The following is a 24921-nucleotide window of genomic DNA, read 5'->3' as shown; positions in this document are numbered from 1 at the left end:
CCACTGACTGATTTCGAGAACCCGCACAAGGAACCCTGCAATGTCGCGCGGCATGCCCCAGCCAGCCCTTTCAGCCACCGCCGTGCAGCGTCGCGGCAAACCTGCCGGCAGCGAGCCGATGCTGCTCAAGCCCCTGGCCCAGGCTATCGCCTTGCTGATGCTGGCGAGCGGCGCCCAGGCCGCCCAGCCGTTCAGCTCGGCGTGGTTCAACGCCAAGGGGGCCTCCAGCGCGCCAGGCGCTGGCGTCGCTGCGGGCGGGGCAGGGCAGGTGCTGCCAGGGTCGCCACCGCCACTGGCCCAGCAGCAGCGGCTGAGTCAGCAGTTCCAGCGTTCGGTGGGCAACCTCAACAATACGGTGGCCGCCATCGCCGCCCAGCAGGCGGCCCAGGCCAACGGCCGCACCCTGGCCCAGGTGCAACCGCAGGTGGTGCCCAATGGCCTGGGCGAAGGCGGGCTGAAGGTCGACGAGAACCCGCTCACCCAAGGCTGGCTCAATGCCAAGGCGCCGCGGCAGAGCCAGTCTGGCGACAAGACCCAGGTGAGCATCGAGCAGACCGCCGACAAGGCCATTCTCAACTGGGAGACCTTCAACGTCGGTCGCGACACCACCGTGCGCTTCGAGCAGCAGGCGGACTGGGCCGTGCTCAACCGGGTCAATGACCCGAACGCCCGGCCGAGCCAGATCCATGGCCAGATCGAGGCGCCCGGCACGGTGATGCTGATCAACCGCAACGGTGTGGTGTTCAACGGTGCCAGCCAGGTCAACGTGCGCAACCTGGTGGCCGCCGCCGCGCAGATCAGCGACGAGCAGTTCACCCAGCGCGGCCTTTACGTCGACAACAACGGCAGCCAGGCCACCTTCACCAATGCCGCTGGCAAGGTGGTGGTCGAGCGTGGTGCGCGGATCAGCACCCGCGAGCCCGCCGGCTCCACCAGCGGCGGCGGCTATGTGCTGCTGCTGGGCAGCGAGGTGGGCAACGACGGGCAGATCATCGCCAGCAAGGGCCAGACGACCCTGGCGGCGGCTGACGATTTCTATATCCGCCGTGGCCAGGGCACCGAGGCGAATCGCTATTCGACCACGCGCGGCAACGAAGTGGCGGGCAGTCTCAAGGCCGGCAGCAGCGCCGGCACGGTGGTCAACAGCGGCCTGCTCCAGGCCCCTGGCGGCGACATCACGCTGACGGGGCATCAGGTCGATCAGCGAGGTGTGGCGCTGGCCAGCACCTCGGTGGACCGGCGTGGCAGCATCCACCTGCTCAACGCCGCCAGTGATGCCACCGGCAGCGTCAGCCTCGGGCCGGGCAGTGTCACCGCCGTACTGCTCGACGACAGCGCGGCGCTCGACAGCCAGCGCGAAGCCTCACGGGCGCTGGTCAATGGCATCAACGGCAATCTGGCCAGTGGGCGCTTCGACAACCTCAGCACCGTGATCGACCGTCCGGAGCAGTCGCGGGTGGAGGTGGTCAGTGGCGGCACCGTGCATTTCCAGGATGGCTCGCTGACCCTGGCTACCGGTGGTCAGGTGGCGGTCAGCGCCGGTCGGCGCAGCCTGGTCGACGACGGCGCGCGCCTCGACGTGTCCGGCGCGCTCGGGGTCAAGGTGGCGATGGAAAGCAACGTCATCAAGGTCAATGTCCAGGGCAACGAGCAGCGCGACGCCGCCGGCAACCGCGACAAGGGCGGGCTGATCAACAGCGATGTGTGGGTCGACGTGCGCGAACTGGTGCATGTGGCGGCCGGCGTCAATGGTCATGCCAGCGATCGTTGGTACACCGCCGGCGGCCTGCTGGAAGTGGGGGGCTACCTGGGTACGCGCAACCACAGCGTGGGCGAGTGGATGGCCCAGGGCGGCACCGTGACCTTCACTGGCCAGGACCTGGTCACCCGCGCCGGCGCCGAGATCAACCTGTCCGGTGGCACCCTGGCGGTGCAGGATGGCCAGGTCCGGCAAACCTGGCTGCGTGGCGAGGACGGGCGCCTCTACGAGCTGTCCCGCGCGCCGGGCGATCTGCTCTATAGCGGGATCTACCAGGGTTTCGAGGATAGCTCGACGCGCTGGAACCAGACCCGCCTGTTCTACAACCCGCTGATCGCGCCGCAACAGCGCTTCGAACAGGGCTACACCGTCGGTCGCGACGCCGGCAGCCTGGTGGTGGCCACCCAGGGCGCGTTGCTCGATGGCCGGCTGGTCGGCGAAACGTGGCAGGACGAGCGCCAGGCGCAGGCCCCGGTAGTTGGCCTGGATGGTTACAAGCAGGTTCACAGTGCCCGTGCCCGTGGCGCGCAACTGGTCATCGGCCAGCAGCTGCCGGGCTATCTCAGCGCCAGCAAGGACCTCGCGTTCAGCCTGAGCCCGGCGTTGCGCCAGGTGGCTGTGACCGCCGGCAGCCGTGGCACCAGTGCCGAGGCGCAGTTGCTCGCGCCGCTGGCGGACGAACGACTCGGGCGATTGGTACTGGACAGCGACCTGCTCAACGCTTTCGCGTTGGGGGGGCTGACCGTCGCCGCCAGTGAATCGATCCAGGTCGATGACGCGCTGCGCCTGGCCAATGGCGGCCAGCTGAACCTTTACGCACCACAGGTGCGGGTCGCTGCCGACCTGACGGCCAAGGGCGGGCAGATGGCGCTGGGCGATGTGCTGCGCCAGCGCGACGGCGCCGACCTGCGAGATATCGCGCTGACCACGCCGAGCGCCCTGCGCGCTCAGGTCCTGATCGGCGATGGCGTGCGCCTGGATGTCGGCGGCGCGCGCAGCGACCGCAACCTTGCCGAGGCCATGGCCTGGCGTAACGCTGGCAGTTTGTCGCTGCGCAGCTCGGGCGACGTGCTGCTGGGACAGAACAGCGTGCTGGAGGTCTCCGGTGGCGTGGTGCGCGGTGCGCGCAACCAGCTGAGCGGCGGCAACGGCGGTAACCTGACCTTGCATGCCGGCGTGTTCGACACTGGCGGCAACGGGCGCCTGCAATTGGATGGCGAGCTGCGTGGCTATGGCAGCGGCGCCGCTGGCACCCTCGATCTGCAGGGCGACCGCGTGCGTATCGGCGGCCAGGCCGATGGCCACGCCGTCCACCTCGGCGAGGACTTGTTCACCCGTGGCTTCGCTCAATACACCGTGCGCGGTATTCGTCAGTTGACCGTGGCCGAAGGCGTTCAGCTGCAAGCCACGCGGCCGGTGGAGCTGCTCGACGCCAGCCTGCCGGTCAACGACCAGGCCACTGTGTGGTTGCCGCCGCAGGTGCAAGAGAATGCGCTCAAGGGCGAGCTGGGCTTGCGTGGCGGGGCCAGCTTGAGCCTGGCCGCCGGGGATACCCGCCTTGCCCAGGCCGATCGCGAGGCGGCGTTGCTGGACGTGCGGCCTGGCGCCAGCATCCGTGTCGATGCGCTGCAGTCGATCGCCCTGAGCAGCACCGCGCAGTTGAACATGGACGGCTCGCTGCTGGCCGCCGGTGGCAAGGTAAGCCTGTTGCAGGCGCAACCCGAGACCGTCGCCAGCGGGATCGAGGAAAGCCTGCACAATCGCTCGATCCGTCTGGGCGGCGACGCCTTGATCGATGTCTCCGGCCAGGCGCTCACGGCGTTGGACAGCCAGGGGCGGCGCTACGGTCGGGTGAGCGCCGGCGGCAGCATCGTCATCGGCGGGCAGATCGATCACGCCAAGGGCGTCAGCGATGGTGCCTATCTGTTCGTCGACGTGGCCCGTGGCGCTCGTCTTCGCGCCGATGGGGCCAGCGCGGTGCTGGATATTCGCGGCCAGGGACCATTGTCGATGGCCAGTGCTGGCGGCAGCATCAGCCTGGCCTCCAGCTATGGCCTGCGCCTGGACGGCTCGCTCAGTGCCATGGCCGGCGGTGCCAGCGCGGCGGGCGGCAGCCTCGGCGTGGCGCTCGATACGGGACTGTACCGCAGGGATGGCTTGCAGGATGAGCTGAAGGTGCCACGCGAACTGGTGCTCGGCCAAGGGCGCGGCGCTGATGACGGATTGCGCTATGGCCATGCTCGCCTGGATGTGGGCGCGGTCGAGCGTGGCGGCTTCGCCAGCCTGGCGCTGCTCAGCGACGGGGTGCTGGCTTTCGACGGCGCGCTGGACCTGACGCTGGCCCAGGGCCTGCAGCTGTATGCCGGTTCCCTGGTACTGGCCGAGGGCAGCGCCGACGACAGCCGTATCCGACTGCGGGCCCCCTATGTCCGGCTGGCCGGCAGCAATCACCTGGGGGGCGACCAGACCTTGCGTCCGACCATCAAGGGTGGGCTGTCGCAGCAGGCATCCAACGCCCTGCTGCAGGTCGAGGCCAACCTGCTCGAGGTGCGCGACGAACTCAGCCTGGGTGCGCGTGGCAACCTTTCTCTCAGTGCTGGACAACAGCTGCAGTTCGATCGCCGTGGCTTTGCCCTGACCCGCCTGCGCAGCGAAGGCGACATACGCTTCCTTGGCAGGGAAATTGGCTCGCTGCCGACCGAGTTGAGCAGCAACGCCGACCTGGAGCTGCTGGCCGCCCAGCTATACCCGGTGAGCGGCGCCTACGCCCGCGTACGGACCACCCAGGATGCCACGCTGCGTGTCGGCCGGGTCGGCACCGCCACCCCGGATGTGCCCTTGTCGGTGTTCGGCCGGCTTCACCTCAGCGCCGGCCAGGTGGAGCAGGGCGGGGTGGTCCGGGCGCCGCTCGGCCAGGTGCTGCTGGGCGATGCCGGCGCGACCGGGCAGGACGTGCGCCTGCTGTCCGGCAGCATTACCTCGGTCAGTGCCGCGGGCCTGCGCATGCCTTATGGCGGTACGGTCGATGGCCTTAGCTACCTGTATGACGGCAAGCCGATAGGCCTGCTCGGCGGCAGCGGCGACATCGACCAGGGGGTGGTACTGGCTGGCAAGCGTATCGATGTGCAGGCCGGGGCGCTGATCGACCTGGCCGGCGGCGGCGAACTGACCGGCGCCGGTTTCGTTTCCGGGCGCGGTGGCTCCACCGACGCCCGCTACCATCCGCTGCTGCAGCTCGATGCCGACGGTCGCCTGGTGCTGCCGTCAGTGGCGAGCAACCCGGTCTATGCCATCGTGCCTGGGCTGGCCGTCGACTATGCGCCGCAGGCCGGCGAGGCAGGCGTGGCCGCCCCTGCCATTGGTCAGCGCATCACCCTCGACCAAGGTGTTCCGGGTCTGGCGGCGGGCACCTACACCTTGCTGCCGGCCAATTATGCGTTATTGCCGGGCGCCTACCGCGTCGAGCTCAACGGCTTGGCCATGGCGGGCCCGCGCGGCGTCAGCCAAGCCATGCGCAACGGTTCCTGGACCACCTCGGGCAGCCTCTCGGTGGTCAACACCGGCATCCAGCAGCCATTGCCGGGGCAGGTCATCCTCACCGCCGCCGACACCCTGCGGCGCTACAGCCAGTACAACGAGATGTCCTACGCCAGATTCGTCAAGGCCGACGCCCTGGCCAAGGGCGTTCCGCGGGCGGCGCTCGAGGCCGATGGCAAGTGGCTGACCCTGCGCCTGAAGCCCAATGCCGACCCCGAGACCGCGTTCCGTTTTGCCGGTCAGGCCCGTTTCGACGCCGCCCGCGACGGACGTGGCGGCAGCGTGAGCGTGCTGGGCCTGGATGCCATCGAGATCCTCGCCGATGGTCAGGCCAGCGACTGGAACCAGCCCAATCGGGTTGCGCTGCGTGCCAGCGACCTCAGCGCGCTCAAGGCGTCGCGCCTGAGCATCGGCGCACGCCCGGAGGTGTTGTATGGCCAGGGCGGCAACATGCTGCGCTTCAAGGAATCGACCGCGAACATCCTGGTGCGCAGTGGCGCCGAGCTGCGCGCCGGCGAGGTGTTCCTCGCCACCGATACGGCGCGTGGCGCGATCGTCGTCGAGCAAGGGGCCGCGATCATTACCCTGGGCCAAGGCGCGGTGCCGTTCGATGCCAATGATGGCTACCTGATCGACCCCAATGCCCATAGCCTGCTGGCGCTGTCCAATGGCCGCCTGGACGTGCTGCCATCGGTGGCCGGCGACTTCTTCGCGCCAGGCAGTATCCTCATCGGCGGCTGTTCGTCGGGCCACTGCGCAGGGGAGACCCGGCTGTATTCGGAGGGTTCGCTGTTCGCCGCGACCGACCGCACCTTCAGCCTCGATGATCAGGTCAGTTTCGGCACCCGCCACCTCGGCCTGGCGGTGGGGCGGATCAACGTCGGTTCCGCCGCCGCGCTGGCCGACGCGGCCAGCGCCGGGGTGCTGGGCCAGGGCTTGACGCTCAACCAGCAGGTCCTCGACCGCCTGTTCCAGGGCCGCGCCGCCGACGGCATCCCCGGCCTGGAGACCCTGTCGCTGAGCGCGGCGGATTCGCTGAACTTCTTTGGCGACAGCCGGCTCGACACTTATGACCCGCTGACCGGGCGCAACCGAGTGCAGCAACTGATCCTCGGCACGCCGGCCATCTATGGCCATGGCACGGCCAGCACGCGCGCGACCATCCGTACCGGCAGCCTGGTGTGGAACGGTGCCCGCACATTGCCCGGCGCCCCCGTCGCCGGTGGCGCGGGCAGCGGTGACGGCGTGCTCGAACTGCGCGTGGAAGACCTGACCTTTGGCTACGGCCCGGCCAGCCAGCCTGATGGCACCGCCAGCATGAGCCGCCAGACCTTGGGTTTCAGCCAGGTCGACATCCATGCCAGCCGCCAGGTCAGCGCCAACCATGCCGGCGCGTTGCAGGTCTATCACCAGCGTGGCGCCTGGCAGCCCGAGGGCGGCTTCCAATACAGCGGAGGCAACCTGCTGGTGGACACCCCGCTGTGGACGGGTGCCGCCGGTTCGATCAATCGCATCACCGCCGGCGGCCAGTTGCGCGTGACCGGCGGCGGCGGTGCGCTGGCCAGCGGCCGCGATGGCGTGGGGGCCGAGCTGGCACTCAGTGGCCGGCAGGTGACCCTCGACGGCACCTTCAGCCTGCCCAGCGGCAAGCTGAGCGTCACGGCGCAACAGGATCTGATCCTGGGCGAGCGCGCACGCATCGACCTGGCCGGGCGCCGCCTGGCCTTCAACGACGCGACGCAGTACAGCTGGGGCGGTGACCTGCTGCTGACCAGCGCCACGGGAGACATCCGCCAGGCGGGCGGCAGCCTGATCGACTTCAGCGCCGCCAACAACCGCGCCGGTCGCCTGAGCGCCACGGCCCTCGGCGGCCAGGTCAGTCTGCTGGGACAAATCCTCGGCGCCGCCAGTGGCGACTATGACGCGGGCGGTACGCGGGTGCCGTATGCCCAGGGCTCGCTGGAGATCCGCGCGCGCCAGGTGGACGACTTCGCCGGGCTCAACCAGCGGCTGAATCGCGACCAGGTACTGGGGGCTCGCAGCTTCCAGATCACCCAGGGTGACTTGATCATCGGCAGCGAGCTCAAGGCGCGCGCGATCAACGTCTCGCTGGACAACGGCCAGTTGACCGTGACGGGCACCGTCGATGCCAGTGGTGCCCAGGTCGGCAGCATCCGCCTGGCGGCCAACCATGGCCTGACCCTGGCCACAGGTGCCGTGCTGGATGCCCATGGCAGCCTGCTGCGGGTCGACAGCCAGGGCGCGATCATCGATGCGCCGAACCGGGCAGTGATTGAACTCGACAGCGGTGACGGGCTGCTGACGCTGAGCTCCGGCGCCCGTCTGGACCTGCGCCACGGCACCGCGGCCAGCGCCGGCCAGCACGACGGGCGCGCCCGTGGCACGCTGCTGCTCACGGCGCCAAGGGTAGGCGGCGACATTGCCGGCGATATCGCCATCGATGCCCGTGGCCGCCTGGACATCCTGGGCGCCCAGTCCATCGCGGTGGTCGGCAACCAGCGCTACGTCGACGCGCCTGACGGAGGCACCGCAGCCAGTGGCCGTCCGTACCAATACATCGACCAGGCCTACCTCGACGCCAAGCATGCGCGCAATGCGCTGTTCGTCGATGCCGTGCTGGCCAACCGCGACCTGCTCGACAATCGCCTGGCCGCGCTGACCGATGCCGCTTACGCCCAGGCCCTGCATGTGCGCCCAGGCCTGGAAATCGCCACCCGCGACGACCAGACCGATCTGGTGGTGCGCGGCGACCTCGACCTGTCCGGCCACCGCTACGCCAGCCTCAACCCGTCCACGGCGCAGACCATGTCCCGCGGCTCTGGCGAGGTTGGCCACCTGACCTTGCGCGCCGGCGGCAACCTCGAAGTCCATGGCAGCATCAGCGACGGCTTCCTGCCGCCGGAACTGGCCACTGGCAGCGATCGCCTGGACGGCCGTGGCTGGATCCTGGTCCCGGGCACGCAGCCGTTCAAGAGCGATCTGGTGATCCCGCGCAGTGGCGTCGAGCTGGCGGCCGGCACGCGCTACCCGGCTGGCAGCACGTTGAATTTCGACCTGCCGTTCGCCGACACCTCGCTGCCGGCCAATACGCGTCTACCGAGCACGCTGATCTTGGCCACGGCCCTGACCCTGCCGGCCGGCACCGTGCTCGACGCCGCCGTGCGCGATGCCGCCGGCAATGTGCTGTATGCCGCCGGCAGCCTGCTCGAGCAGGCGGTGACCCTGGCCGCCGATACCCAGCTGGATGCCGGCAGTCGCCTGCCGGTCGGCGTGGCCGTGCGCGGCGGGGTATGGCGTAAAGGGGTCGCCCTGCCCACGGGAGGCCTGACCCAGCGTGGCGCGCTGGCCCTGGCAGTGGGCGCGCTGCTGCCGGCGGGCACCGATGTCAAGCTACCCACGGGGGTGTTCTGGGTGGATCTGCGCCAGGAAGTCGCGGGCCAGCAGGGGCGCAACTGGGCGCTTGGGCAGATGTTGCCGGAGGGCTCGCAATCCTGGTCGATGCGCCTGGTGGCCGGTGCCGACCTGGACGCCGCGGACAGCCGCATCACCCGAGCGGAGCCCGAGGCCGGTACGTTGCGCCTGGCCGACCAGCACTACATCGCCACACGCGTGGTGGAAACCACCCCGCCGACCATCAGCTATGTCTGGACCAAGCTGGCCGTGGGGCGAGTGCCCGGCCAGCCGGTGCCGGCCAACCTCCTGCCGTTGTGCACCGCACGGCCGACCTGGTGCCAGAAGATCGAGACCCCAGGGGGCGTGACCAAGGCCCAGATCACCGCGCAGACCCAGCTGTTCAGCGTGCTGCGCACGGGTACCGGCGATCTCGAACTGCTCAGTGCCGGCGACTGGCGCATGGATTCGTTGTACGGCGTCTACACCGCTGGCACCCAGGCCCCGGCCCTGTTGACGCAGGGCGTGGACCCGCACCAGCTGCCCCGTGGCCTCCAGGCCGACGGTAGCGTGCTTGGCGCCTTGGGCGCGGGCTATGAGTCGACCGCCGCGCAGTACCGTGCCTGGTATCCGCACCAGGGCGGCAATCTGTTGATTGCCGCAGGTGGCGAGCTGACCGGCAACCTCGTCGGCCCCAAGAGCACCGATCTGGTGACGCGTCGCCAGACGCCGTCCGCCGCTGTCGGCAACTGGCTGTGGCGCCAAGGGCAGACCGACGCCGGCACGCCCGCCGCCTGGTGGCTCAACTTCGGCAGCTTTGCCCAGGACCCGGCCAGCCCCCCGACCTTGCCCTACCTGGTCGGCTTCACCGGCTTCGGCACGTTGGGTGGCGGCAACCTGGACGTTCGCGTGGCTGGCGCGGCCGGCCTGGTGCAGTCCAGTGGCGTCGACATCGTCGAAGTCGAGCGCAGCAGGGGCCTGAATCTGGTGGTGGCCAGCACCGGTCGAGTGACCGCCGACGGCCGCCTGGTGCAAACCGGTGGCGGTGACCTCGACCTACGCGTAGGGGGCGGATTGAATCCGGGGCTGGCCGCGCTGACTGCCGCGGACACCTTGATGGACCTGCAGGGCACGTTGGTCAACCTGCGCGGCGCATTGCAGGTGGAGGCGGCCAGCATCGGGCTGTTGCAGTCCATCTATGGCAGCTACGGGGTCGAGCAGGACAACAGCGAGTCCCGGGCCTACGATCCCTACACCGCCACCCGGGCCAAGGCCTGGGGGGGCATGACGCTGATGCCCGGCGACAGCGGCGTGCGCCTGCGCAGCCGTGGCGACCTGGTGGTGCAGGGGGTTGGCGATCCGGGACGGGTGCCGACGTTCAACAGCACACCGTTCACCGCTGACGATGGCACGTGGATGCCGGGGCGCGGTAGCAGCTGGTTCTCGCTGTGGACACCACGGACCTCGGTCGAGCTGATCAGCCTGGGGGGAGACCTGGCGCCGGTCGTGCAGAGTCGTTCCAATGCCGTGACCCGCAACCTGACGATCGATGGCGGTCGCGTGTTCTACCCGACGTCGCTCAGTGCCAGCGCGATCAGTGGCAGCCTGTACTATGGCGACTCGGTACGCAGCTCGGCGGGCCTGGCATCGCCGGAAAGCCTGATGACCGCGCCTTCGGCCAACACCCGTCTGCAGTTGCTCGCGGGGGATTCGATCTATGCCGGGGGCTACGCGGTCAGCCAGGCGGGTACCGACGCCTCGGCATTGGCAACGCCGTTGCGCCCTGCTTTCCTGGGCACCAGTGCCGGCAACCTCGTTCTGTCGACCAACCTGCACGGCGAGCTACCGCGCAATGTCTGGGAAAATCCGCTCTTCAGCTTCGGTCTCAACACCTATGTCCAAGGCAGCGCGCGGCCGTCGGAGCCAGTGCGTTTCTACGCCCTGGACGGCGATATCGTCGGCCTCAACACGGGCGAAATCATCGAGTACCCCTTGCTGGGACTCAAGCTCTACCAGGGCGCCGGGCCGCTACGGATCATGGCCGGTCGCGACATCGTCAACGCCGGTACGGTGCTGGGTAGCCAGCGCGAGGCCGCCAACAATCTGGTGGCCGGTGGCGGGGGAGGCAACCTGTCGCGTGGCAACCTGGTCATCCATGGCGACAGCCATGATGTCTCGCTGATCAGCGCGGGCCGTGACATCCGCCTGAGCAGCTTCAATGTCGCCGGCCCCGGCCAGCTCGAGGTGATCGCTGGACGCAACCTGTTCCAGTCGGGCCCGGGGGTCGATTCGGCCTACCAGGAGGCGGCTATCACCAGCATCGGCCGGGTCGGTGGCAGCGGTGGCGGTAATGACGGCGCTTCCATTGCCATCATCGTCGGCGCTGGCAAACAGGGGCCGGATTACGCAGGCCTGCTGACGCGCTATCTGGACCCGGAGTCCCTGGCCGATCCTGCCCAGCCACTGAGTGCTCAATCGGGCAAGGTCGCCAGGGTGTACGATCAGGAGCTGCTCGCCTGGCTGCGCGAGCGCTTTGCCTTCGATGGCGATGGCGAGGCGGCACGGGCCTACTTCGCCACGCTGCCCGCCGAGCAACAGCGGATCTTCGCCAGGCAGCTCTATTTCGCCGAGTTGCGCGCAGGCGGTCGCGAGTACAACGATGCCGATGGCCCGCGCACCGGTAGCTATCTGCGCGGTCGCCAGGCGATCGCCGCGCTGTTCCCGGACCGGGACGTGGCCGGCAACCCGGTCAGCTACAGCGGCAATGCGACATTCTATGGCGGGGCCGGCATTCACACTGATTTTGGCGGCGGTATCCAGGTCCTGACGCCGGGTGGCCAGCAGGTATTCGGCATCGAGGGCGAGGCGCCGCCGTCCTCCGCCGGGGTGATCACCCAGGGCAGTGGCGACATCCAGCTGTATTCCCAGGGCAGCATCCTGCTCGGCCAGAGCCGGATCATGACCACGTTCGGTGGCTCGATCCTCGGTTGGTCGGCCCAAGGCGATATCAACGCCGGGCGTGGCTCCAAGACCACGGTGGTCTACACCCCGCCCAAGCGTACCTACGACCTGTGGGGCAACGTCGGCCTGGCGCCGAGCGTGCCGAGCACCGGTGCCGGCATCGCCACGCTCAATCCGATCGCCGAGGTGCCACCGGGCGATATCGACCTGATCGCGCCGCTCGGTACCATCGATGCCGGCGAGGCGGGGATCCGCGTCTCGGGGAACGTCAATATCGCCGCGTTGCAGGTGGTCAATGCCGCCAACATCCAGGTCCAGGGCGACGCCAAGGGCATGCCGGTGGTGGCGTCGGTGAACACCGGGGCGATCGCTTCGGCCAGCGCGGCGGCCTCTTCGGCGACCCAGGCGGCGGAGGAGGCCGGGCGTGCGCAGCAGGCTGCGGCACGCCAGCGCCAACCGTCGGTGATTACCGTGCAGGTATTGGGGTTTGGTGGCGAGCGACTGGTGCCCGGACGCGATGGCGCGAGCCTGAACCCTCGGTACAACCACCAGAGCCCTGTGCAGGTGCTGGGCGCGGGCGCGCTGGACGAGCGTGCCAAGGCGCAGTTGACCGAGGAAGAGCGAGGCAATCTGTTGCTGTAGCCATCGCGGGGCGCAGCGGGTCACGCCAGCAGCAGGTAGCCTGCGCTGGCGACCAGCATCGCGGCCAGGCCACGGTTGAGCAGGCGCATCCATTTCGGTTCCGTGAGGTACTGGCGTATGACACTGCCCGCCCAGGCCCAGCAGGCCACCGAGGCGAAGCAGATCGGCATGTAGATCCAGGTGAACAGCCACAGCAGTTGCTGTTCACCCCCGGTGTACGCGCCGACGCCGGCCACGGCGGCCAGCCAGGCCTTGGGGCTCAACCACTGCATGGCGGCGCCATGCCAGGCGCTCGGCGCCTTGTGCCTCCCCGTGGTGTCGAGCCGACCATCGTCGCTGGCCAGCTTCCAGGCCATGTACAGCAAGAACAGTACGCCGCCGCCGTGCAACAGCTGCCCCGCGAGGGGCCAGCGCAGCAGCAGTTCGTGTACCCCCAGCCCGACCAGCACCAGCAGCAGGCAGAAGCCCAGGGTGGCACCGGCCGCGTGTCCGAGGCTGGCACCGAGGCCATGGCGGGCGCCACTGCCAAGGGCGACGATATTGACCGGACCGGGTGAGATGGAGGCCGCCAGGGCGAAGGCGGCCATGGACAGGGAAAGGCTCATGCGGATGATTCCTTGCGACAGTCAGGGTCGGCACATCCTGAGTGGCGACCCTGGGCGCGGTATTGAACAAAAATGCCCCGGACATGGTTGTTACAGCTTTTGTAATATTTTCGCGCTGTCGAAAAAACCTGCTTCGATTGTAGGATCACCTTCCCAAATTGCTATCAAGGTCTATATGAGCACCTTCGCGGAGCCCCCCAGTCCCTGGCCGACCCGGCCTTCCCCCCGCCGTCCCCGTGACGCTTCCCCTGTGAGTACCTGCTAATGGAATGGCTAGCCGACCCCACGGCCTGGCTGGGCCTGCTGACGCTTATCGTCCTCGAGCTGGTGCTGGGTATCGACAACCTGGTGTTCATCGCCATCCTTGCCGACAAACTGCCGCCCCATCAGCGCGATCGCGCGCGCTTGATCGGCCTGTCGCTGGCACTGATCATGCGCCTGGGCCTGCTGGCCAGCATCTCGTGGATGGTCACCCTGACCGCGCCGCTGTTCGAGATCTTCGGCAAGAGTTTCTCCGGTCGTGACCTGATCATGCTGTTCGGTGGTGTGTTCCTGCTGTTCAAGGCCACCATGGAGCTGCACGAACGTCTGGAAGGGCATATCGTGCAGAGCGCCGGTGCGGTGCGTCATGCCGCGTTCTGGCCTATCGTGGCGCAGATCGTGGTACTGGACGCGGTGTTCTCCCTGGACGCGGTGATTACCGCCGTGGGCATGGTCGAGCAACTGTCGGTGATGATGATCGCGGTGATCTTCTCGATCGGCATCATGATCGTCGCCAGCAAGCCGCTGACCCGCTTCGTCAACGCCCACCCGACGGTGATCATGCTGTGCCTGGGCTTCCTGATGATGATCGGTTTCAGCCTGACCGCCGAGGGCCTGGGCTTCCACATTCCGAAAGGCTACCTGTACGCGGCCATCGGCTTCTCGCTGCTGATCGAGCTGTTCAACCAGTTGGCGCGTGCTCGCCGCAAGCGCAGCGTGCAGCAGCATCGGCCCCTGCGCGAGCGCACCGCGCATGCCGTATTGCGCCTGATGGGCGGGCGCCGGGTGGAAGCCGACGAGGTGGGCGAGGAAATCGCCGACCTGGTGGAAGGTGGCGAGGCGCAGGTGGTGTTCGACCGTCGCGAGCGGGTGATGATCAGTGGTGTGCTCAACCTGGCGGAGCGACCGATCCGCACGGTGATGACCGTGCGTGCCAAGGTCGACGCCATCGACTTGGCGCAACCGGCCGAGGCGATCAGCCAGGCCCTGGTCAACTCGTCGTACTCGCGCCTGCCGCTGATCCGTGACGGGCGTATCGAGGAGCCGCTGGGCTACGTGCACAAGAAGGAGCTGCTCAAGGAACTGCTGGCCGGCAACCAACCGGCACTGGAGCACCTGGCCCGGGCGCCATTGAACCTGCTGGAGAGCTTCAGCATTCTCAACGCCCTGGAGCAGATGCGCAGCCAGTCCACGCATATCGCCTTCGTGGTCAACGAGTTCGGTGACTTCACCGGCGTGCTGACCATGACCGATATCCTCGAGTCGATTGCCGGCGAATTGCCCGATGCCAGTGAGGTCGAAGGGCCTGGCGTGATCGAGGAGGAGGGCAGCTTCGTGGTCAGCGGTGCCTTGAACCTGGCCCAGGTGCAGGCGCGTACCGGTTTCGCCGCGCGTGCCACCGAGGACTACCAGACCCTCGCGGGCCTGGTGATGAGCTTGCTGGATCGCCTGCCGATGGTCGGTGACCGCCTGGCCTGGAACGGCTGGACCTTGACCGTGGTGGCGGTGGAGGAGCGTCGGGTGCGGCAGGTGCGCCTTACACAGAGCGTCGCCGCTGACGTAGCAGGTGCTTGAAGCCTTCAAGCACCAGCACCAGCACCGCGGCCCAGATCGGCAGGTAGGTCAGCCACTGATCCGGGCCGATGGTTTCGCCCAGCAGCAGGGCCACCGCCACCAGCAGCACGGGTTCGACGTAGCTGAGCAGGCCGAACAGGCTGAACGGCAACAGTCGGCTGGCCAGCACGTAGGCGATCAGGGCGCTGGCACTGATCGCCCCGAGCAGCGGGATCAACCCGTACAAGCCCGGGTGCTCGGCCAGATCCGCCGTCGACAGTGGGCCCTGGATCACGAAATACAGGGCCCACGGCAGCAACAGGCACATGTCGCACCACAGGCCGCCCAGGTGGTCGGTGCGGCAACGTCGACGCAGCACGAAATAGATCGGGTAACCGATCATCACCAGCAGCGTCTCCCAGGCGAAGCTGCCGTGCTGGTACAGCTCGTGGCCCACGCCCAGGGCCGCGCAACCCACCGCCACCTTCTGCAGGCGCGACAGGCGTTCGCCGTAGACCAGCCGTCCGGTCAGGACCATGGCCAGCGGCAGCAGGAAATAGCCCATCGACACCTCCAGGCTGCGCCCGTGCAGCGGCGCCCAGAGAAACAGCCACAGCTGCACGCCCATCAGCCAGGAAGTGCCTAGCATGCCCAGCAGCAGCAGGGGTGTGCGGCGCACCCGTGCGAGCAGTTCACCGACCCGTTTCCAGTCACCCGACAGCCACATGAACAGCGTCAGGCAGGGCAGGGTCAGCAGGGTTCGCCAGCCGAAGATTTCCTCGCCGTCCAAGGGGGTGAGCAGGGAGGAATAGAAATACATCACGGCGAACAGACAGGACGCCATGACCGACGAGAGAATGCCTTTTGACACGAGTGCCTCGGAAACGGGAAAGGTGAGCGGGTGGATCAGCCGCGCATGATCTCAGGGGCGCTGTCTTGCGGCAACCGCAGACTGCCGGGGCGCGCGGCCAAGGCCAGGAGCAGATCGCTGGCCGGCATCGGTCGGGCGAACAGGTAGCCTTGCTGGAAGTCCACGCCATGGCGCTCCAGGTAGTCGCGCTGGACCTCGGTTTCCACGCCTTCGGCGACGATGCCCAGGTCCAGCTTGGCCGAGAGTTCGATGATGGTGTCGAGGATGTGCTGGGACAAGGCGTCGCCGCCAATCATGGCGACGAAGCTCTGGTCGATCTTCAGGTAGTCGACGTTGAACTGGCGCAGGTAGTTGAGGCTGGACTGGCCCGTGCCGAAGTCATCGAGGGCGATCATCACGCCCATCTCGTGCAGTTTCTCGAACAGCTCCAGGGTGACCGGCGTGGGTTCGATCAGCTTGCGCTCGGTCAGCTCCAGGGTGAGCACCACGCGTCCGGGCGGGAAATGCTGGAGGAAAGTCTGGCAATCGTCGAGCAGGCCGAGGTCGCGGCAATGGTCGGCGGTGATGTTGATGCCGATGTGGAAGCCATCCTCGAGCAGCGTGGCGTGCGGCGACAGCGCCTGCGCGGTGTTCAGCATCAGGGCGCGGGTCATGGCGACGATCTGCCCGCTGTGCTCGGCGTAGGGAATGAACAGGTCGGGGCGAACCAGGCCCTCGCGGGGGTGTTGCCAGCGCATCAGCACCTCGACGCCAGCCCAGCGGTAGTCGCCTTTACGCACCACCGGCTGGAAATAGGGCAGGAACTCGCCGGCCTCCAGGGCGCGATTGAGCTCTGCGCGCGATGAGGTGGCGCGGCGGATCTGCCAATGGCAGGCGATGGCGGCGATCGCGCCGAGGATCAGCAGCAGCCCCAGCAGCGCCGGGTAGCGGGTGCGCATCAGCTGTGCCGGCTTCGACGGGCCGTAGCCACCATGCACGCTGAACGGGTAGCGCGTGGAGGATACGGTGACCGCCGCGCTGGCCGCGACCGGGGGCGTGCCGTTGCGCACCAGCCCGTCCTGGCCCATCCAGTGCTCGCCCACCTGCACCTGCAGCTGATCGTCGTCGGCGATAAAGCGCAGGGCGGTGAGCAGATGCCGGCCATCCACCGTGCTGATGGCGCCACGGTCGCCCTGGCTGATGCGGTATGCCAGCAAGGCATTGCCCGGCGTCACCGAATTGCCATCCATCAGCCATAGCTGCCCATCGGTGTAGTCGCGAGCATCCACGGGTTCTGCGAAATCACCGAACAGCGATGTGCAATAGAGATTGTCGTTGGTGAAGAGGTTGGTCGAGCGCACGAACGCATTGCGGGTCACCTCGGTGCGCAAGGCCAGCTGGACATCCTGGCAGGGTTGTCCGGCCTTGGGCAGCAGGTGGCGGGTGACGACCGAGAGGCTGTCGAGGATTTCTTCGATATGCCCCACGACATCGCGGGCGGTCGCCTCGCTGCTGGCTTGCAGTTCATGCTCGGTCTGCCAGCGCATCACGCCCATGCCGCACAGCAGCGGCAGCAGGCCCACCACCCAGGGCAACAGAGTGCGCCAACTCCAGCGGGCACGGTGCTTGGCGGTCAGGGGCATGCGCGGGTGAACCTTGTCGGTGGCGGGATCCTGCTGAGGATAGCCGCTTGTCGGCGACGCTCGCCAACTTAAAGCGCGACAAACTAATTTACGCACTGTAGAATCGATTTACGAATACAACAATAAGGTTCTCCGCCTCCCGGGGAATCCAGCCCGCCGAGAATGGGTCCATATGACATACCATGGGTTCAAGCTGATCATTGGTGACTTCCTTGCCCGCAGCGTGCGCGGTATCCCTTGCTCACCACCACCGCTGTTCGACATCCAAAGCAGGTAATCAACCGTTTTTTTGCTGCAGATGAGGACACGAACATGGCAGATATCTTCGACAACCCGATGGGCCTGGAAGGCTTCGAATTCATCGAGCTCGCCTCGCCGGCGCCCGGCGTGCTGGAACCTGTGTTCCAGATGCTCGGCTTCACCAAGGTCGCGACCCACCGCTCCAAGGATGTGCACCTGTATCGCCAGGGCGGCATCAACCTGATCCTGAACAACGAACCCAAGAGCATCGCCTCGTACTTTGCCGCCGAGCATGGCCCGTCAGTCTGCGGCATGGCCTTCCGCGTGCGCAATGCCCACGAAGCCTATGCCCGGGCGCTGGAGCTCGGCGCCCAGCCGGTGGAGATCGAGACTGGCCCGATGGAGCTGCGCCTGCCAGCGATCAAAGGCATTGGCGGCGCGCCGTTGTACCTGATCGATCGCTACGAGGAAGGCAGCTCGATCTATGACATCGACTTCAAGTTCATCGAAGGCGTCGAGCGCAATCCGGTCGGCGCGGGTCTGAAGATCATCGATCACCTCACCCATAACGTGTATCGCGGACGCATGGCCTACTGGGCCGGTTTCTACGAGAAACTGTTCAACTTCCGCGAAATCCGTTACTTCGACATCAAGGGCGAGTACACCGGCCTGACCTCCAAGGCGATGACCGCGCCGGACGGCATGATCCGCATCCCGCTGAACGAAGAGTCCTCCAAAGGGGCGGGACAGATCGAAGAGTTCCTGATGCAATTCAACGGCGAAGGCATCCAGCATGTGGCCTTCCTCACCGACGACCTGCTCAAGACCTGGGATGCGCTCAAAGGCTTCGGCATGCGCTTCATGACCGCGCCACCGCAGACCTACTACGAAATGCTCGAGGAGCGTCTGCCAGGGCACGGCGAGCCGGTCGACCAGTTGCAAGCCCGCGGCATTCTGCTGGACGGCGCTTCAGAGGCTGGCGACAAGCGCCTGTTGCTGCAGATCTTCTCGGAAACCTTGCTGGGCCCGGTGTTCTTCGAGTTTATTCAGCGCAAGGGGGACGATGGCTTCGGCGAGGGCAACTTCAAGGCTCTGTTCGAGTCCATCGAGCGCGATCAGGTGCGTCGTGGCGTGCTGAACGCCGAATAACCCGCTGCAGGCTCGAAACCCATCGCGGGGTCAGCCCGCTCCCACATGAATGTGGGAGCGGGCTGACCCCGCGATGCTTTTGTGGTGGCTAGCGGTTGCGTAAATAGCGAATGACCGCCTCGGCCACCCCGGCGGTGGATGCTGGATTCTGGCCAGTGATCAGGCTGCCGTCCTCCACGACGAAGGATGCCCAGGGATCTTCGGCCAGGCTGTACTCGCCACCCCGAGCGCCGAGCTCGTTTTCGGTCAAAAATGGCACCACTTTGTCCAGTTCGGCCAGTTTTTCTTCGGTGTTTGAGAAGCCGGTCACCTTGCGTCCCTTGAGCAGCAGGCTGTTGTCACTGAGCTTGATGTTGAGCAGCCCCGCCACGCCATGGCATACCGCCGCGACCGCGCCGCCGCGTTCGTGGATGCGCCGCGCCAGTTCCTGCAGTGGCTGGTTGTCGGGGAAGTCCCACATCACACCGTGGCCGCCGGTGTAGTAGATGGCGCTGTACTGCTCGGCCTTGACCTGGCCGGGGCTCGAGGTGGCGCCAAGACGGTTCATGAACGTCTTGTCGTTGTACCACTGCCAGTCCAGCTCCGGCGCCATCTGCAGGCTGTGCGGGTCGATCGGCACGTAGCCGCCCGCAGGGCTGACGTAGTCGACCGCGAAACCGGCCTGCTGCACCTTGTCGACGAAGTGCACGGCCTCACCCAGCCACAACCCTGTGGCTCGTTTCAAATCAGGATACTTGGCGGTATTGGTCAGCACGACCAGGATCTTCTTGTTCATCTGCGCATGCCCGTCGAATCCATGGGAAAACGTTTGGCCAGCGATCTTTGAAGCCTTATCAGCATAGCCGGGCGTGGCTGTGGCGCCATGCGCTTGAAAGGGATGTGCTAGTCTGCTGCTCACGAAACGCATCAGCAGGGGACACCATGGAACAGGCAACCTCCGATTTCATGCAGGCGGCTATCGACGAGGCGCGTAAAGGGCTGGAGGAGGGTGGTATCCCGATCGGCTCGGTACTGGTGCACGACGGCAAGATCATCGGTCGCGGGCACAACCGTCGGGTGCAGCGCGGCAGCGCGATCCTCCATGGTGAAATGGACGCACTGGAAAACGCCGGGCGCCAGCCCGCCAGCGTTTACAAGGAGGCGACCCTCTATACCACCTTGTCCCCCTGCGCCATGTGCAGCGGCGCGATCCTGCTCTATGGCATCAGGCATGTGGTGGTGGGTGAGCACCAGACATTCATGGGTGAAGAGCAGTTGTTGCGCAGTCGAGGGGTGAGGTTGGATGTGCGCCACGACGAAACCTGCAAGGCCTTGATGAAGCAGTTCATCAAGGATCATCCGCAGTTGTGGAATGAAGACATTGGCCGCTGAGCGGGGCTCTGCGGCCGAAGGCATCCAGGTCGTTCACCTGGCCCCCCCGACGACCATTGCCGTCAGGCGCCACGAAGCGATCGCGGTCTTCGACTGGAGTCGTACATCGCTGGGGGCGTTGACGCAGTGGCCACCGGCCCTGCGTATCGCCGTGGACATGCTGCTGCTGTCGCCGTTTCCGTGTGCCCTGGTCTGGGGGCCGGACATGACGGTCATCTACAATGACGCCTATCAGGCGTTGGCCGATGATACCGGCGAACACCAGGGCGGGAGTTTCTACGATCTCTGGGGCGAAAGCGTCTGGGACAGCATCGGGACCACGGTGTTCAACGTGCTCAGAGGGCAGGGCTGCGTGCAGGAGGATGCGCCGCTGCAAGTCGAGCAGGCGGGCACCGCGAAAACCGTGTGGGTCACGGCTTGCTATTCACCCATTCGCGATGATCAAGACATCGTTGCCGGTTTTTTGCACACGCTGATCGAGACCACCGCCAGTGTCGAGACCAGCCGCGAATGGCGCGAGCTGGCCCAAACGTTCGAAGCGCGTCTGCAGAGCTACCTGGCCGACCCTGAGCATACTTGGCAGTTGTCGCCTGATGTGATGTTGATGCTTGATGCCGAACTGCGCCTGCGCATGGCCAATCCTGCATGGCAGCGCTTGCTGGGCTGGCGCGTCGAGCAGCAGTCGGAGGTGGCGCTGCCGGACTTGTTTCACCCCGCCGAGCGCACCGAGGCACGGCTGGCGCTGATGGAACTGTTGCAAGGGCGAGCCGCGGCACCCGTCGAGGCGCGCATCCGTCATCGCGACGGCCATTACCGCTGGTTTCGCTGCCATGGCGTGGCGGATCAGTCGATGCCGATGCTGGTTGCCCGGGACATCACCGAGGATCGCCGGGCCGTCCAGCTCAGGGCCGAGGCGGCCATGCGCGAGAGCCTGCGCATGGAAACGGTGGTCAAGGTCGCGGGCGGCTTGGCACATGAGATGAACAACGTGCTGTCGGGCGTCGGCAGTAGCCTGGAGCTCCTGGAACGACGTCTCGGCCAAGGACGCATGGAGCGGGTGGACAGTTACGTGCAGATGGCGCGCGAATGCGCCCATCGGGCCATCGCCCTGACCCAGAACCTGCTGGCCTTCGCCCGCAGCCAGCCGTTGTCGCCACGTCCGTTGGACATCAATCGACTGATGCGGCAGGTCGCGCCGTTGTTGCAGCAGTCCCTGGGCAGCGAGATGCGTTTGTGCTGGCAGCTCGACGCGGCAACCTGGCCGGTGCTGCTTGATCCCGACCAGTTGCGCAATGCGCTGCTGCATCTGTGCAGCAATGCCCGCGATGCTTCCCTTGGCCAGGGGGAGGTATCGATCCGCACTGCCAACGAGCGGCTGGTCGAGGCGACCGATACGCTGGCCGCCTTGCCGGCGGGCGACTATGTCGTGATTCAGATTGAAGACAGGGGACATGGCATGTCGCAGCAGGATGTCGCACGGGCCTTCGAGCCGTTCTTCACCACCAAGCTGGCGGGGCAGGGAGCGGGGCTCGGGCTGCCGATGGTGCATGGCTTCGTTCGGCAGTCGGGCGGGCAGATCTGGATCGACTCGAAGCAGGATATAGGCACCCGGGTGGTGCTGATGTTCCCGCGTTATGCCGGCAGTCTGCCGGAACCTGAGTTTTCAGGCTCGCACCTGCGCCAGGCAAAGGGTGAAAGATTGTTGCTGGTCGACGACGAGGTCAACCTGCGGGGTGTGATGAAGGAGGCGCTGCTTGAACATGGCTTCGAGGTGTGCGACGTACCCGATGCCAACAGTGCACTGGGCCAGTTCCGTCATGGCGGGCCCTTCGACCTGGTGATCACCGATATCGGCTTGCCGGGTGGTTTCAGTGGCAGTCAGGTCGCCAGGGCGTTGCGTCTGATCAAGCCCGAGCAGAAAATCCTGTTCATCACCGGCTTTACCGATGACCCGGTGGAACAGATGCTGCTGGACGAGCCTGACACCGCGCTGCTGTTGAAGCCCTTCTCGCTGGAGGCCTTGGTCGCGCAGGTGCTGCGGATGTTGCCGCCCTGATGATCGCGGCCCGGCTCAAAGCTCGTGCTGGAGAAAAGGGTCGTCGGGGTTCTGTCGCTCCAGTTCGGCCAGCAGCACTTGCACGTTCTGCAATTGGCCGCTTTCCTTCCAGTACTGGATGAGCAGCACTCGCGCCCGACGATTGGCCGGCTCGCGGCTGAGCACGGCTTCCAGCTGTTTCTGCGCGGCATCGACCTGTTCCAGCTGGTGCAGGGTGGTCGCGAGGGTATAGCGGTAGTCACTGTTGTCTGGCTCCAGCTCTACGGCTCGCGAGAGGGCGAGCAAGGCATATTCCTGCTGTTCGTGGCGAATCAGCCACACGCCCAGCTCATGTTGCAGGAACGCTGAGTCGGGGCGCAGGGCCAGCGCTTTGGCGAGGACTTCTCGGGAGGCATCGTGCTGACCCTGGCGTTCGAGCAGGCGCACCTGGATGGCCAGGGCCTCCAGGTTGTCGGGCGCCAGCGCCAGGCTGCGCTGCAGCGCCCTGGTCGCAGGCTCGAATGCCTGCTCATGCATGTACAGCCTGGCCAGGTGTACCTGTGCCGTAGGATCGTCTGGTTGCTGCTCCAGGGTTTGCTCGTACTGTTCCAGGGCATCCTGCAGTGGCCCGAAGTACAGGCCGATGGCTTCGGGGTCGAGTCCCAGCAGCGCATCCACGGCAGCGAAACGCACGCTCTGTTCGTCGTCTTCCAGCAGCGGCCCCAACACCAGGCTGCGCTGGGCAGTCGACAGCAGGCGACGAACGCTGGCGATGGCCGCACGGCGGACCATGGGGTCGGCGTGTTCAAGGTCCTGGCTGGCCAGTTTCAACGCTTGGGGAGACGGGTAGTTAGGCAGTTCGGCGTACAGCGCCGCGCGGCGGATCGGGGTCAGGTCATCGCGCTGCAACTGTTGATACAACACGCGCGCGGCGCCTGGCAGGCCATCATGCGCCTGACGTAGCGCCTTGGCATAGCTATTCGGCGGCAGGCTGGGCGCTGCCGGTTGCGGGGTGCGCCACAGGTAGCCGAGCGCGATTGGCAGCAGGACCAGGAGCAGCAGGGCAAGCAGGATCAAGGGGCGTCTGGGCATCGCACGGTCCGTGGCGGCGGGAACGCCAGAGCTTGGGGCAGCAGGGGGGCAAATGCAACGCCTGCGGGTTCGCGAGCCTTGCGCCCGTTGCGGGCCAGGATTGCCGCTCTCAGGTGGCGCCTGCCCGTTCGATGGGCAGGCGCCACCCGTGTCGGCGTGTGCAAAGGCGCGCTCCGGCTCAGCTCAGTTCGAGCCAGATCGGTGCGTGATCCGACGGTTTTTCCATGCCGCGCAACTCATAATCGACCCCCGCCGCCTTCAACCGCGGCAGCAATCCCTGCGAAGCCATGATCAGGTCGATACGCAGGCCACGCTTGGGTTCGTCCTCGAAGCCGCGGCTGCGGTAGTCGAACCAGCTGAATCGGTCTGCCACGTCCGGGTGCAGGTGACGGAAGCTGTCGACCAGTCCCCAGCCTTTGAGTCGTTCCATCCACTCACGTTCCTCGGGCAGAAAGCTGCACTTGCCGGTCTTGAGCCAGCGCTTGGCGTTGTCCGCGCCGATGCCGATATCGCAGTCCTGGGGCGAGATGTTCATGTCGCCCATCACCAGGACTGGCTGGGCATTCTGGAACTGATCTTCGAGCAGTGCCTGCAGATCGCCGTAGAAGCGCTGCTTGGCCGGGAATTTGGTGGGGTGGTCGCGGCTTTCGCCCTGGGGGAAGTAACCGTTCATCACGGTGATCGGCGTGCCGTCGTGGTCGGCGAAGGTGCCCCAGATGAAGCGGCGCTGGGCGTCCTCCTCATCACTGGCAAAACCTTTGACCAGCGACAGGGGTTTCTGGCGCGACAGCAGGGCGACGCCGTAGTGGCCTTTCTGGCCGTGATAGTGCACGTGGTAGCCGAGCGCCTCGACGTCGGCCAGCGGAAACTGGTCGTCGCTGACCTTGGTTTCCTGCAGGCCGATCACGTCCGGCTGGTGCTTGTCGATCAAGGCCGCCAGTTGATGGGGGCGGGCGCGCAGGCCGTTGATGTTGAACGAGACGATCTTCATGGAAAGACGATCCTGGTAAAACTGCGGATGCTAGCCGACATCGTCACTCACGGCCAGCGTGGCGCCATGCAGCGGGCGCTGCTAACGTGCTGGAGGAGGTGAACGAAGCGCAGTGGGGCGCCTCCAAGGCACTGTCAGCATTTTCCAGGAGGTCCGCCGCGATGCCCGATGCCACTGCCGCCCAGGCCAGAATCTGCGTGCTTGATGAAGGCTACGCCCGTGAAGCGCGATCGCTGCTTTATCACGCCTACCGTCACGAACCCACCTTCGCCTGGTTGTTCGAGGCCCAGCGCCCGGGCTACGAGCGGCGCCTACGGGTGATGGTGCGCGAATGGGTGCGTCAGCATTTCTACCTGCAACTGCCGGCTATCGGCCTGCTGCTGGAGGATCGCCTGGTCGGGCTCGCCTTGATCGTGCCACCGCAGCGGCGCCTGGGCGTGACCGACAGCTGGGCCTGGCGCCTGCGCATGATGCTGGGGGCCGGCCTGCGCTGTACTCGCCGCTATCTGGACTACCAGGCTGCGTTGGCCGGTTGCCTGCCGCCCGAACCGGTGCATGTCCTGCCGTTGCTGGGGGTGCACCCGCAGTTCCAAGGGCGCCATCATGGCGAGCAACTGCTGCAAGCGGTGCATGACTGGTGCGCCGATGATCCGGCCACCGAGGGCGTGGTGCTCGATACGGGCAATGCGCACTACCTGGCATTCTATGAGCGGCAGGGGTATCAGGAGATCGGCGAAATTGCAGTAGGACCGATCCGGGAGCGAGTGTTCTTTCATCCCGCCCCTGTATCGTCCAGGGCGTCAATCCTGTGACAGGCATT

General features: G+C 66.5%; 12 protein-coding genes. 6 read left to right on the top strand and 6 right to left on the bottom strand.

The genetic code is table 11. The features are described 5' to 3' along the window. Positions 1 to 40: 40 nt before the first annotated feature. Positions 41 to 12310: a filamentous hemagglutinin family protein gene (locus N5D48_RS03175; RefSeq protein WP_279880934.1), complete on the top strand. Its 12270-nt coding sequence runs from the start codon at positions 41 to 43 to the stop codon at positions 12308 to 12310. Positions 12311 to 12330: 20 nt separating this feature from the next. On the opposite strand, the gene N5D48_RS03170 is transcribed toward N5D48_RS03175, so the two are convergent. Next, a complete protein-coding gene (locus N5D48_RS03170) occupies positions 12331 to 12915 on the bottom strand; it encodes a LysE family translocator (RefSeq protein ID WP_279880933.1) in 585 nt (194 codons plus the stop codon). Between the two features lie 264 nt (positions 12916 to 13179). On the opposite strand from N5D48_RS03170, the gene N5D48_RS03165 reads away from it, so the two are divergent. Beyond that, the gene (locus tag N5D48_RS03165) at positions 13180 to 14751 is read left to right on the top strand and encodes a TerC family protein (RefSeq protein ID WP_279880932.1); all 1572 of its coding nucleotides are present in this window, start codon (positions 13180 to 13182) and stop codon (positions 14749 to 14751) included. Here the strand turns inward: N5D48_RS03165 and rarD are convergent. Together rarD and N5D48_RS03155 are read right to left on the bottom strand one after the other, a co-directional pair. Continuing rightward, on the bottom strand, positions 14714 to 15601 hold the full coding sequence (rarD, locus tag N5D48_RS03160) for an EamA family transporter RarD (RefSeq protein WP_279880930.1): 888 nt from the start codon (positions 15599 to 15601) through the stop codon (positions 14714 to 14716). The genes N5D48_RS03165 and rarD overlap by 38 nt on opposite strands. A gap of 35 nt (positions 15602 to 15636) precedes the next feature. After that, entirely contained in the window at positions 15637 to 17223 is a 1587-nt protein-coding gene (locus N5D48_RS03155) for an EAL domain-containing protein (RefSeq protein WP_279880929.1), read from the bottom strand. 312 nt (positions 17224 to 17535) lie between these two features. Here N5D48_RS03155 and hppD point away from each other — a divergent pair, with 312 nt between their 5' ends. After that, the gene (hppD, locus tag N5D48_RS03150) at positions 17536 to 18612 is read left to right on the top strand and encodes a 4-hydroxyphenylpyruvate dioxygenase (RefSeq protein ID WP_279880928.1); all 1077 of its coding nucleotides are present in this window, start codon (positions 17536 to 17538) and stop codon (positions 18610 to 18612) included. A gap of 88 nt (positions 18613 to 18700) precedes the next feature. On the opposite strand, the gene N5D48_RS03145 is transcribed toward hppD, so the two are convergent. Next, positions 18701 to 19387 carry a type 1 glutamine amidotransferase domain-containing protein gene (locus tag N5D48_RS03145; RefSeq protein ID WP_279880927.1) on the bottom strand — a complete coding sequence of 229 codons (687 nt, stop codon included), beginning with the start codon at positions 19385 to 19387 and terminating at the stop codon, positions 18701 to 18703. 146 nt (positions 19388 to 19533) lie between these two features. Here N5D48_RS03145 and N5D48_RS03140 point away from each other — a divergent pair, with 146 nt between their 5' ends. Beyond that, positions 19534 to 19983, top strand: coding sequence for a nucleoside deaminase (locus tag N5D48_RS03140; protein ID WP_279880926.1), 450 nt, complete (start codon positions 19534 to 19536; stop codon positions 19981 to 19983). Between the two features lie 157 nt (positions 19984 to 20140). Beyond that, positions 20141 to 22039, top strand: a complete 1899-nt coding sequence (locus N5D48_RS03135; protein ID WP_279880925.1) for a hybrid sensor histidine kinase/response regulator — start codon at positions 20141 to 20143, stop codon at positions 22037 to 22039. Positions 22040 to 22054: 15 nt separating this feature from the next. Here N5D48_RS03135 and N5D48_RS03130 read toward each other — a convergent pair whose 3' ends face one another. Both N5D48_RS03130 and xthA read right to left on the bottom strand, forming a co-directional pair. Further along, complete coding sequence (locus tag N5D48_RS03130; protein ID WP_279880924.1) at positions 22055 to 23110, bottom strand: tetratricopeptide repeat protein; 1056 nt, start codon at positions 23108 to 23110, stop codon at positions 22055 to 22057. Between the two features lie 178 nt (positions 23111 to 23288). Further along, on the bottom strand, positions 23289 to 24101 hold the full coding sequence (gene xthA / locus N5D48_RS03125) for an exodeoxyribonuclease III (protein ID WP_279880922.1): 813 nt from the start codon (positions 24099 to 24101) through the stop codon (positions 23289 to 23291). Positions 24102 to 24262: 161 nt separating this feature from the next. On the opposite strand from xthA, the gene N5D48_RS03120 reads away from it, so the two are divergent. Further along, positions 24263 to 24913 carry a GNAT family N-acetyltransferase gene (locus N5D48_RS03120; RefSeq protein WP_279880920.1) on the top strand — a complete coding sequence of 217 codons (651 nt, stop codon included), beginning with the start codon at positions 24263 to 24265 and terminating at the stop codon, positions 24911 to 24913. The last annotated feature ends 8 nt before the right edge of the window (positions 24914 to 24921 follow it).

Origin of the sequence: Pseudomonas sp. GD03858, assembly GCF_029840925.1 — a bacterium.
Lineage (GTDB): Bacteria > Pseudomonadota > Gammaproteobacteria > Pseudomonadales > Pseudomonadaceae > Aquipseudomonas.
This window is presented reverse-complemented; position numbering and strand designations above follow the sequence as displayed.

Excerpts from the sequence above, each read along its gene's own strand:
- N5D48_RS03165 (WP_279880932.1), top strand. The coding sequence starts at position 13,180 with ATGGAATGGCTAGCCGACCCCACGGCCTGGCTGGGCCTGCTGACGCTT.
- hppD (WP_279880928.1), top strand. The coding sequence starts at position 17,536 with ATGGCAGATATCTTCGACAACCCGATGGGCCTGGAAGGCTTCGAATTC.
- N5D48_RS03140 (WP_279880926.1), top strand. The coding sequence starts at position 19,534 with ATGGAACAGGCAACCTCCGATTTCATGCAGGCGGCTATCGACGAGGCG.
- xthA (WP_279880922.1), bottom strand. The coding sequence starts at position 24,101 with ATGAAGATCGTCTCGTTCAACATCAACGGCCTGCGCGCCCGCCCCCAT.
- N5D48_RS03155 (WP_279880929.1), bottom strand. The coding sequence starts at position 17,223 with ATGCCCCTGACCGCCAAGCACCGTGCCCGCTGGAGTTGGCGCACTCTG.
- N5D48_RS03120 (WP_279880920.1), top strand. The coding sequence starts at position 24,263 with ATGCCCGATGCCACTGCCGCCCAGGCCAGAATCTGCGTGCTTGATGAA.
- N5D48_RS03130 (WP_279880924.1), bottom strand. The coding sequence starts at position 23,110 with ATGCCCAGACGCCCCTTGATCCTGCTTGCCCTGCTGCTCCTGGTCCTG.
- N5D48_RS03175 (WP_279880934.1), top strand. The coding sequence starts at position 41 with ATGTCGCGCGGCATGCCCCAGCCAGCCCTTTCAGCCACCGCCGTGCAG.
- N5D48_RS03135 (WP_279880925.1), top strand. The coding sequence starts at position 20,141 with ATGCTGCTGCTGTCGCCGTTTCCGTGTGCCCTGGTCTGGGGGCCGGAC.
- N5D48_RS03145 (WP_279880927.1), bottom strand. The coding sequence starts at position 19,387 with ATGAACAAGAAGATCCTGGTCGTGCTGACCAATACCGCCAAGTATCCT.
- N5D48_RS03170 (WP_279880933.1), bottom strand. The coding sequence starts at position 12,915 with ATGAGCCTTTCCCTGTCCATGGCCGCCTTCGCCCTGGCGGCCTCCATC.